This is a genomic window from Maribacter sp. 2-571 (genome assembly GCF_050589625.1).
In the GTDB taxonomy this organism is placed as follows: Bacteria; Bacteroidota; Bacteroidia; order Flavobacteriales; family Flavobacteriaceae; genus Pelagihabitans.
In genome coordinates, this window is the sequence record NZ_JBNGOP010000010.1 from 147,738 (window position 1) to 158,271 (window position 10,534).

Consider the following 10,534-nt stretch of genomic DNA (forward strand, 5'->3'; position numbering starts at 1 on the left):
GCCTCGTGGGCTTGCCTCGGGGTTATTTACCGACGCATATCATTTTAAAGGTAAATTGGTATTATGTACCTTTGGCCAACGCTTATACTCCTTTTATGGAGTTGGGCACCGTACCCTTATACCTAAGTATTCCATACCGTGTACAACTACATTAAAGCCCTTCATTTAGTTTTTGTGATTACGTGGTTCGCAGGGCTCTTTTACATTCCCCGATTGTTCATCTACCATATTGAAGCTTCTAAAAAACCGTCACCGGATAAAGAAATATTGGTAAAACAGCTCCAGTTGATGACGAAACGGCTTTGGTACATTATCACCTGGCCCTCGGCGGTACTTTGTACCTTTTTTGCGGTATGGATGCTACTGTTGATGCCCTCATGGCTTAGCCAACCTTGGATGCACATAAAACTGGGATTTGTAGGATTGCTTATCGCCTATCACATCAAAAACCACCTAATTTTTAAGCAACTGCAGCGGAACGAAGTCCGCTATACCAGCAACTACATGCGCATTTGGAACGAGGTAGCTACGATCATCCTCTTTGCGGTGGTTTTTCTGGTCATCATAAGGACTAAAATGAGTTGGGCCTTTGGAGTTGGTGGTATTATCGTATTGGGATTGCTATTGCTATTGGGCATACGGCTGTATAAAAAAATCCGGAAAAAGAATCCGGAAGCCTAATACCATTTCAAAGTTAAAATGGTATAGGCACTACCCTATTCCGAACAAAATGGAATTTGACCTATAACCCCCGTTCGGACTGTATAATTTCGTAGGCTTTTTGTACTTCCTTGAACTTTTCCTCGGCCCCTTTCTTAATAGCCTCGTCTTGGGTGTTTACACGGTCGGGATGGTATTTTTTGGCCATATTTCTATAGGCTTTTTTTACTTCGTTATCCGTAGCCGTCTTATCGATCTCCAAAATTTTATAGGCATTGTTGGCCGCTTTTACGAACATGGCCTGAATACTGTCAAAATCACGGGAAGACACCCGAAAGTAGCCCGCAATTTCTTGAATTTTTCGAATTTCGGCCTTGCTTACGGTGCCATCGGCCTGTGCAATTCCGAAAAGGAAGTGTAAGAGTTGCAAACGCACCTCGTACCGTGTGCGTTGGTTGAGGTAAGTACAAACCCGTTGAGCGGAGATTTCACGTTTTTTATTGATCTCGTTGAACGTTCGAAAGATGGCATTGGCCTTGTCCTTTCCGTACGTCTGTACAAAGTACTGGCGTACATAGTCCATTTCGGTCTTGCTCACCGTACCGTCCGCTTTAATAACCAAGGAGCAGAGCGATAACAGATTGAGTTCAAAATCGGCGGGAGAGACCGTTTGGCGGGTCATGTCCTTCAAAATTGTTTGTGCCTTACCTCCTTTGGTGCTGGCGCTATCGATAAGGCTCCCTACCAAAAAGCCGAGAACGGCACCCGGTAGACGAAAAAGATAGTATCCTAAAAATGCCCCGACCCATTTGATCATATGACCTTCGATTTTCGGCCAAAGATAGGATTTTGCCGAGAAACCGCTTTCGCACTTGGCATCAAATTCAAACCGTAACGGAAATACGGCGCAATAGAAATGGTATTGCCGTTTGCAGGGCTGTTGTTGTTTTGTTAAGGCAACGAAAAAACAAGACAAATTTGGTATATTTGAACCTTTAAATAAAAAATGAGACTATGTATCCTGCAGAATTAGTAAAACCTATGAGAGAAGACTTGGCCACCGCCGGGTTTGAAGAGTTATATACGGCCGAAGCGGTCGAAAAAGCGATTTCCCAAGAGGGAACCGTTTTGGTTGTGGTCAACTCGGTTTGTGGCTGTGCCGCCGCCAATGCCCGACCTGCCGCAAAAATGAGTTTGCAGAACGATAAAAAGCCCGATCATACCGTAACCGTTTTTGCCGGGGTAGATACCGAAGCGGTAGATGCGGCCAGGAATTTGATGGTTCCGTTTCCACCCTCTTCGCCGAGCATGGCGCTGTTTAAAGATGGAGAGTTGGTACACATGATCGAACGACATCATATCGAAGGGCGTCCCGCGGAAATGATCGCGGAAAACCTTAAAGGTGCCTTTGACGAGTTTTGTGCCTAAAAGGTGTTGCCAAGGAGCGAACCTACAACCATAGCGTTCGGTTTCTAGGCGAAAAGATAATTGACATTACAACTGAAAAGATCATTTCTTACCGGAAATGGTCTTTTTTATTGAAGTGGTTTTACCAAAAATCAGATGATACCATTTTAAAGCTAAAATAATACAAGGTAGGGGCGCGGCGATTAAAAAGACAGCATATGCTGACGAAAAATAGGGCTTTTCCGACCAATTGGGAAAGTTTACTGGTGTTCCGTTAGGTTAGGGTCGTTTTTTGTATTTTGAAGTAGAATAGAATCTTATTTTTGCGTTATGCGAAAAATAGTGGCGTACCCTTTAAGTGGGGTATATCTTTTTTTCTTTGGGTTGTGCCTTTTGGTGTTTCATCCGGTGCAATGGCTCTGCTTTAATTTGTTCGGTTATGGTCCACATCGTGCAAGTGTCGCCCTGCTGAACTGGTCGTTGATGCGTTGTACCCATTTGTTGGGCACTACCTATCGCTTTAACAACCCGCATAAAATTCCCAAAGATCGCCCCACCATATTGGTGCTGAACCACCAGAGCATGCATGACATTCCACCGATCATTTGGTTCATGCGACGGCAAGAACCCAAATTTGTGAGTAAAAAAGAGTTGGGCAAGGGAATCCCGAGCGTATCGTACAATCTCAGGTATGGCGGTTCTGCGTTGATCGACCGAAAGGACAGCAAACAGGCGCTCCGCGAAATCGCCAAATTGGGAGAATATATCGAAAACAATGCGCGGGGAGCCGTTATTTTTCCCGAAGGTACCCGGAGCCGTACCGGGCATCCCAAGCCTTTTAAGACAACTGGACTTAAAATACTCTTGAAAAAAGCACCTTCGGCACTGATCGTTCCCATAAGCATCAACGATTCCTGGAAAATGCTGCGCTACGGAAAGTTTCCCAACGGCATTGGTAACCGTATTACTTTTGATGTGCACGAGCCCATTAAAAATGAAGGGGACTTGGATGCGCTCTTAACAAAAATCGAAGCAAAAGTAGTTTCGGGAATAACTTCTTTCAAATGAACGGACCACAATTGATCGAGGACACTATTGCGTTTGTAAAACATACTTTAAAAGGCGCTGAAGGGGGGCACGATTGGTTTCATATACAACGTGTTTTTAACAACGCCAAAAGCATCGCAAAACAGGAACCGGTCGATCCGCTCATTGTTGCCTTGGGGGCTTTATTGCACGATATCGCGGATGCAAAATTTCATGATGGCGACGAGACGGTAGGCCCGAAGGTGGCAAGTACTTTTTTAAGGTCGAAAGCCGTTGCCGATCCGGTATTGACCCATGTGGTAAAGATTGTCGAGAACATCTCCTTTAAAAATAGCTTGGAAACTACGGCCGTTGCCCCATTTAGGTCATTGGAACTGCAGGTGGTGCAGGATGCCGACCGGTTAGATGCCATAGGGGCGATAGGGATTGCGCGGGCCTTTAATTATGGGGGATTTAAAAATCGGGTTTTGTACGACCCTGAAATAGCGCCCGATCTACAGTTGACCAAGGAAGCGTATAAAGCTGCAAAAAGCCCTACAATAAATCACTTTTACGAGAAGTTGCTACTACTTAAAGACCAGATGAACACGCCTACCGGTAAACAAATGGCGGAGGAAAGGCATCAATTTATGTTGGATTATTTGAACCAGTTCTATAAAGAATGGGAAGGCTGATCGAACTTTGTCATTCGGATACCATTTCAAAGTTAAAAGGGATTAATAATCGGGTGTAGGTTTCTTAATGGTGGAATAGTATTACCGCATACTACTTTTAGGGTATTCTCGAAAGCATTTTTTTGTATCTTCAAACACGCCTATAAAACCGGGCTTGGCAAGGGTTTAATCATTTTTGCGTTTCACGAAGTCCTTTTTATGAGCGGTCAATGCTATTTGGAATATTATAAAATGACAAAATAGACATACCGGCGCTCGGAATACTTTGGGCGACCAAAACCAATTCAACAACATGCAAAGAAGAAAGTTCATTAAAAAAACAGCAGCGGCGTCGACCGTTTTTTCCATCGTTCCCAGTTTTGTAATGGGAAAACAACATATTGCGCCGAGCGATACCTTGTATGTTGCCGCTTTTGGAGTAGGCGGCCGGGGTGCCGGTGTAATTCGCGGTATGACGGAAACACAGCAGGTGAAGTTCGTAGCGCTCTGTGATGTGGACGACCGTAGCGCAGCGGAAACCTATGCCAATTATCCCGAAGCCAAGCGCTACAAGGACTTTAGAAAGGTCTATGATAAAGAGCTAAAAAAAATCGATGCGGTTATGGTGGCCACTCCGGATCATACCCATGCTACGATCGCTTTGCCGTTTATGAAGGCAAAAAAGCACGCTTACGTGGAAAAACCCCTCACCCATAATATAAACGAGGCCAGAATGATGACGCAGGTTGCCAAGGAAAACGGTATTGTTACCCAAATGGGCAACCAGGGCGCTTCCAGCGATGGAAGCCGGGAGGCCAAGGAATGGATCCAGTCCGGAATTATCGGCAAGGTATATAAGGTCGACTGTTGGACGAACCGTCCGGTTTGGCCACAGGGCGTTCCGGTGCCCAAAGGGAAAGATCCCATACCGAAAGGCCTGGATTGGGACCTATGGTTGGGACCGGCCAAAATGAGGGATTATAACGATTCCTACTTGCCTTTCAAGTGGAGGGGTTTTTGGGATTTTGGAACTGGGGCATTGGGCGACATGGGCTGCCATATTATGGAAACACCGTTCGGGGTGCTCGATCTGGGTTATCCTACCGAGGCCGAAGCAAGTTGCACCACCAATTGGGTGGGCGATTTTATCGAGGCCGATTATAGTGCTTCCTGTCCCGCTTCTTCCATTGTCCGCCTAAAGTTCAATACTGCCGAGCATGGTGATATTGCCTTGAATTGGTATGATGGAGGGCTTTTGCCCGACTTGCCGGACGAGTTGAAGGATTCCGAAAAAATCGGTGATAGCGGTGGAGGATCTATTTTTTATGGAACCCGTGGTATTTTGGTCTGCGATACCTATTCGCGAAATGCACGTTTGCTACCCTCCGAAACCATGAAACTGCTCAACCCGCCTACACCCTATTTAAAACGCATCGAAGGGGATACGGGAGGACATCAAAAAAACTTTGTGGACGCCTGTTTGAACGGCGGGGAAACCTCATCCGATTTTAAACGGTCGGGCCCACTGACCGAAGCGGTTTTAATGGGGAACCTTGCCATAAAGGCATTTCAGTACAAAAGGCTTAAAGAAGGTAAAAAACTGGGCGATTGGGATCCTTTTGAGTACCCGGGCCGTAGAAAGATCTTGTGGGATGGCGATCAAATGAAAGTCACCAATTGGGATATGGCCAACGAATGGGTAAAGGGTAGCTACCGGAAGGGGTGGGAGTTGTCCTGACAATTAAGGGGGTTTTAGGTAAAAAACTTGTTTTGAATTATTCCGTTTGTGGTATGATTTGTGGTGAGGTCTTTTTATGAAAAATTACGTTTGGGTACTTTTTGTTTCTTTTCCTTTTTTGAGCGGTGCGCAAAGCAATGGTCCCCGCGTTTCCGCATCTTTAGGAGTATTTTATGAAAACGAATTCAACTCAAACTACTATTTGAGCATTGGTGCAGCGAGCGAACTGTTTGCATATAAATTCATAGCTCCCGAAATAGGGGTGGACTATTATATTGGCGGTAAACGTATTGAAGATGTTGGTTTTGGTGAAGCGGGAACACCCAATTACAAAGCTGTTCTTGACAACGATTTTTACAGTATTGTATACTACGTTGCTCCAAAACTTTTCTATGAGAATGATGGTTTACGCTTTCTTTTAATTCCTTCCTATCATTTTGGTAGAACCACTGCGGATGGGTTGTTTCTAGATTCCAACGATGTTAGTATGGAACAGAAGAAACGAGCAAGAAATTATTTTTGGTCGTTCTCTTTAGGTTTAGAAGACAATCGGAACCCCATACATTATGGCCTGTACCTTACTTACACAGGTTTTAATGGTGACAAGGCTTTGAATAAACTGGATTTTACGGAAATAGGATTTTCTGAAAACGATTTTAATACTGGAAATATCGGTTTGTTGTTTAAGGTCGGGTTCGGGTTTAAAAGGAGACAAAACCTTTAAAACAACCGAAACTGTCCATCCTTATGTTGGCGGTGCAGGGATTTGTTCAAACCGGGAAAGTGTTTGTCCTTAAAATAGCGACGTCGGGCCAAACGCACCATACTATGGATTTGTTCCGCAATTTTCCCCTCGCCCCTGTTTCGCAATCCGAAGCGGCTATCGTTTAGGGTGCCGCCATGACATTCCTGAATTTGATGCAGTACCTTGTCGGCTTTGTCCGGAAGGGTCTTTTGTAGCCATTGTGTAAAAATTTGACCGATGGCACCGTTGAGCCGAACTATGGTGATCCCAAAAGAACAGGCGCCGTTTTCGGAGACCGCTCTGGCCAAATTCATGATTTCATGGCTGTTTATTCCGGGAATGATCGGGGCCAGCATGGCATTAACGGGAATACCGTTTTCCGATAGTACCCGTATGGTCTCCAACCTTTTTTTAATGGAAGCCGTACGGGGTTCCAAAATACGGCGGGTCTCTTCCAGAAGGGAAGTCACCGAAACGTTGACCCCGACCAGTCCATCCTCATGCAAGGCTTTTAACAACTCCAGATCGCGGAGGATCAAACTGTTTTTGGTGATGATTCCCACGGGATGTTTGTACTTTAAAAACACCTCAAGGCATTCCCGGGTTATCCCGTACTTTTTTTCTGCCGGCTGGTAACAGTCGGTATTGCCCGATAGTACTATGGTCTTGGCCTCCCAGTGTTTACTTTTCAGCTTTTTTTCAAGCAGTTGTGCGGCCTGTTTTTTAACCAATATCTTACGCTCAAAATCGAGACCGGCGCTATACCCCCAAAACTCATGGGTGTTTCGCGCATAACAGTAGATGCACCCATGCTCACACCCTTGATAGGGGTTCATGGAATATTCCATGCCCACATCTGGGCTGGTAACCTTGTTTACAATGGTTTTTGGAAAAATGGGAAGGTATTGGGTATGGTTATTATCCGCTTGCTCCCCGTCAACACGGCAAAATTCCAAAAAGTCGTCCCGTGTCTCGTGGCGGAACTCCAGAAATCTATTAAAGGTGTTTTCTTGTGCTCCCCGTCCCTTAAGATACTTGTCCGACATAAAATTTGATTATTGGAATTAATCCAAAAATATGGATTAATTCCAATAATTGTTTCGTGCCTATGTTAAAGATTCATAGATGTGCCTTACCAGCGTCCATTTAGTACCAAATGGTAACAGCGGTCGAAAAATGGACCAATAGCTTTGTAGCCTAATGCGTAAGTAAAAATCATGCGAATAGTAACGCTGTTAAGTCTGATTGTTATTGCAACAACATTTGTAAAAGCTCAGGGCAAAAATTATCCGGAAACGGTCGTTTCAGTCGATATCGAAAGTACATTATCTCCAAAAGAAACGTTTGAATACATTGTTCCCATTCCCTTGGAACATATTTTCCAACCGTATAAGAACATACCGGGAATTGACAGTACGAGCAATAAAGAACCCTGGTATCGATCGGGGATGCGCAGGACCGTTTACTTTGATGATGGAACCTCTTCCGAAGAAACGCTTCTAAGTGTAACACCGCACACCGGTTTTACGTACAAAGTGAATGGTTTTACCAATTCTCTTAAAGGATTGATAAAACAAATTAATGGCAGTTGGACATTTACCGAAACCGAAGTGGGTAAAATTCATATTCGTTGGACCTACCAATTTGTTCCAAAGAATTTTTTTGCTCGGTTGCTGATCCATACAATTGTAAAGAAACGAATGAAAACGCCAATGACCAATGCCTTGACCAAAATGAAAGATGAGTTGGAAAGTGGCAATCTGTACCGTTACGAAAGAAGCGTAGGAAATTGGTAATTTAGCCGTAATGGAGAGCCTGATCAACTATTTGTTACAATACGGACAACTAAATGCACAACAGGTCGAGTTGATTGAAAACTCGGTCAAATCGGTAACATTAGGTATTGGAGACTATTTTTCGGAGGCAGGGAAAACAGCCGATCAAGTTGCTTTCGTGCAAAAAGGAATTTTACGGGTATGCTATTACAACAAAGAGGGTCAAGAAATTACCCGTTACTTTATTGAAGAAAATAATTTTGCGGTCGACTTGAATAGTTTTGATCTTCAAATTCCATCAGGGGAGTATATTCAGGCCATTGTTCCTACACAATTAATTGTTTTTAACCGGGAACAACTCAAAAATCTTACGGATACGATCGTAACTTGGGACAAGATCATTGGCAAAATAACCAACAAAGCATTGATGGAAAAAGTAAATAGAATAAGTCCAATGCTTGCGGAAGATGCAAAAACCAGATATACCGAATTCCATAATCGTTTCCCAACCTTGGTCAACCGCATCCCATTGAAATACTTGGCTTCGTATATCGGTATCACAAAAAATTCTTTGAGTAGAATTCGCAAGGAATTGACAAAATAGAACACTACCAAACATGCTGTTCCGCAATATACTTGTATGCCCTTTAGCGCGGATTAGGATTTAAAAAAGATACCGGAATCGAATACAAAATCAAAAAAAAGAGCTTACTCTTCCAAGTTCAGTGTGTCTTTGGGAATTTCGGGAACCGGGGTTGCAGTGGTGTCGATTAGAACACTGTCCAGAACTTGGGTCGGCTTCATATCCAGGTCGTCCGTTTTGTCAGGATACAGTTCTGCATCCGTAATACCTTCGGAAGCTTTCCAGGTTTCGCCCAGTTGATGGAGAATGGTACTGGTCCATTGGGAAGGGTGTTTGGCATCGATCCAGATGACATCGCGATATTCGGCGTCTACAAGCGCAAGGTCGGGTGTGGCCGCTCCATCGAACTGTTTGCTGTTCGTATCGCGGATGGCCGCAATGGTGCCCAGCACAAAAAGCCTTTTTTTACCGGCAAGCTCCTTAATAAAAGGACGAAATTCTACCGGTCGGTTTGCCGACCAATCGTACTCTTTTCGCGATTCCACCACTTTTAACGGCATGGCGGATACTCCGGCCAATCCCTCCTTTTTCTTGGCGTGGTCGTAATAGTATAATTTGTTGGTGCCATCCGCGGGAATTAATACGCTAAAGGCAAGACTGGTTCGCTCGTCACCAATGGGCTCCAGCCCGAACCAATGGTGTAGGCCGTTTGAGGCATCGACCTTCATTCCTTCAAAATTGAAGTCCGTCACGTAGGGCTGCTGATTTTGATCTTGGGGCAATTCCGGTATTTTGACTGCGGTTTTCATATTCCATGGCAGCGGATCGGTGAAACCACCCAAAAATTGAAGCGATTGCGCCTGTATGCGCGATATTTTTTCGGCCAGCGTGTTCTGCCCTTTTAAGTAGGGATGGTTTTTGATTTCCGATTGTGGAATATAGGTGCCCTTTCCGATAGTGACCCGTTCTACATAATCGTTGAGGTCATGTACCCCGGCGTCGATGACCATAACACCCCCATAGGTAGGATACGGAAAAAAGAAACCCTTCCATTTGATCAGGTTGACTACCTGTACCCATTTCCCATCATCGTTTTTCATGTAAAAAACATCACTGGGCTCCATGGTGAACAATTGAAATAAGTTGAAGCGCTGTACTACGGCATTATAGGTGTTGCGGCTAAAGGCCAGGGACTCTCCAATGGAAAATGTTACCGGAATACGGTTTTCGTTCGAAAAACGGGGAAACGGCGAGGTGCTCTCTACGGTAAATAGCTCCTCTGTATTGTCGTTCATGCGCTGCCAGGTGTACTCCTTGGCCGGTTGTACCGCCATGGTCCATTGGTTGGTACTGTCCAAACGTACCAACTGGGGCAGGGATACCTCTTGTGTTTCGCCTATGGACTCGTAGGCCATGGTAACGATGTTGTTGAAAGGCTGGATCCGTTCGTTCTGGGTCAACGGAAGTTCGTCAAGCGCTATCAGGTTCAAGTTTTTGTACACGTTATAGGTTTGCATATACTGGTAGAGGTTCAGCTTAAACCCCGCGAACCACAGACTGGCAAAAAAAGCAACGATTCCGGTCAGGATCAACACCCGCCTTCCCGCGCCTATCGCATTTCTAAATTTGGATAGCGTAAACCAAAGGAAGCCTGCGGACAGGAGGAGGATGAAAATATACTTGCGCAAAAACAATAGCGCCGGTTGGTAATCGTCCCTTAGGAAAAATAGTAACCCTACCAGAACGATACCGATCAGCACGATAATGCGTTTTTGTTTTTTTCCTTTTTGCCAAAATTTCTTGATCATGTTTTTAGTTTTAAATACTGCGTATTTAGTAGTAAGTATGTAGTCAATAGTGTCCGGTTGTAACTAAAAGATTTTCAATTGGTTGCAATTGTCGTTCTTTGAAATTTGAAATTCGTTC

11 protein-coding genes are annotated in these 10,534 nt (G+C 44.5%); 8 read left to right on the forward strand and 3 right to left on the reverse strand.

Going from position 1 to position 10,534, the window contains the following annotated elements; genetic code table 11:
• Nucleotides 1–138: 138 nt before the first annotated feature.
• Nucleotides 139–681, forward strand: coding sequence for a CopD family protein (locus ACRD7P_RS09430; RefSeq protein WP_430907300.1), 543 nt, complete (start codon nucleotides 139–141; stop codon nucleotides 679–681).
• 61 nt (nucleotides 682–742) lie between these two features.
• Here the strand turns inward: ACRD7P_RS09430 and ACRD7P_RS09435 are convergent, their stop codons facing one another.
• Nucleotides 743–1,477: a TerB family tellurite resistance protein gene (locus ACRD7P_RS09435; RefSeq protein WP_430907301.1), complete on the reverse strand. Its 735-nt coding sequence runs from the start codon at nucleotides 1,475–1,477 to the stop codon at nucleotides 743–745.
• Nucleotides 1,478–1,674: 197 nt separating this feature from the next.
• Here ACRD7P_RS09435 and ACRD7P_RS09440 point away from each other — a divergent pair, with 197 nt between their 5' ends.
• The 5 genes from ACRD7P_RS09440 to ACRD7P_RS09460 all read left to right on the forward strand — a co-directional run bounded on the left by ACRD7P_RS09440 (nucleotide 1,675) and on the right by ACRD7P_RS09460 (nucleotide 6,229).
• The gene (locus ACRD7P_RS09440) at nucleotides 1,675–2,088 is read left to right on the forward strand and encodes a BrxA/BrxB family bacilliredoxin (protein WP_430907302.1); all 414 of its coding nucleotides are present in this window, start codon (nucleotides 1,675–1,677) and stop codon (nucleotides 2,086–2,088) included.
• A 309-nt stretch (nucleotides 2,089–2,397) separates the two neighbouring features.
• Nucleotides 2,398–3,135, forward strand: coding sequence for a lysophospholipid acyltransferase family protein (locus ACRD7P_RS09445; RefSeq protein ID WP_430907303.1), 738 nt, complete (start codon nucleotides 2,398–2,400; stop codon nucleotides 3,133–3,135).
• Nucleotides 3,132–3,788, forward strand: coding sequence for an HD domain-containing protein (locus ACRD7P_RS09450; protein WP_430907304.1), 657 nt, complete (start codon nucleotides 3,132–3,134; stop codon nucleotides 3,786–3,788). The genes ACRD7P_RS09445 and ACRD7P_RS09450 overlap by 4 nt, the downstream gene beginning before the upstream one ends.
• Nucleotides 3,789–4,080: 292 nt before the next feature.
• On the forward strand, nucleotides 4,081–5,505 hold the full coding sequence (locus ACRD7P_RS09455; protein WP_430907305.1) for a Gfo/Idh/MocA family protein: 1,425 nt from the start codon (nucleotides 4,081–4,083) through the stop codon (nucleotides 5,503–5,505).
• Between the two features lie 76 nt (nucleotides 5,506–5,581).
• A complete protein-coding gene (locus ACRD7P_RS09460; RefSeq protein WP_430907306.1) occupies nucleotides 5,582–6,229 on the forward strand; it encodes a hypothetical protein in 648 nt (215 codons plus the stop codon).
• Here ACRD7P_RS09460 and ACRD7P_RS09465 read toward each other — a convergent pair.
• On the reverse strand, nucleotides 6,226–7,296 hold the full coding sequence (locus tag ACRD7P_RS09465) for a PA0069 family radical SAM protein (RefSeq protein WP_430907307.1): 1,071 nt from the start codon (nucleotides 7,294–7,296) through the stop codon (nucleotides 6,226–6,228). The two genes, ACRD7P_RS09460 and ACRD7P_RS09465, sit on opposite strands and share 4 nt — an antisense overlap.
• 171 nt (nucleotides 7,297–7,467) lie before the next feature.
• On the opposite strand from ACRD7P_RS09465, the gene ACRD7P_RS09470 reads away from it, so the two are divergent.
• Nucleotides 7,468–8,046: an SRPBCC family protein gene (locus tag ACRD7P_RS09470; RefSeq protein ID WP_430907308.1), complete on the forward strand. Its 579-nt coding sequence runs from the start codon at nucleotides 7,468–7,470 to the stop codon at nucleotides 8,044–8,046.
• Between the two features lie 10 nt (nucleotides 8,047–8,056).
• On the forward strand, nucleotides 8,057–8,629 hold the full coding sequence (locus ACRD7P_RS09475) for a Crp/Fnr family transcriptional regulator (RefSeq protein ID WP_430907309.1): 573 nt from the start codon (nucleotides 8,057–8,059) through the stop codon (nucleotides 8,627–8,629).
• Between the two features lie 104 nt (nucleotides 8,630–8,733).
• On the opposite strand, the gene ACRD7P_RS09480 is transcribed toward ACRD7P_RS09475, so the two are convergent.
• A complete protein-coding gene (locus ACRD7P_RS09480; protein WP_430907310.1) occupies nucleotides 8,734–10,416 on the reverse strand; it encodes a hypothetical protein in 1,683 nt (560 codons plus the stop codon).
• Nucleotides 10,417–10,534: the final 118 nt, after the last annotated feature.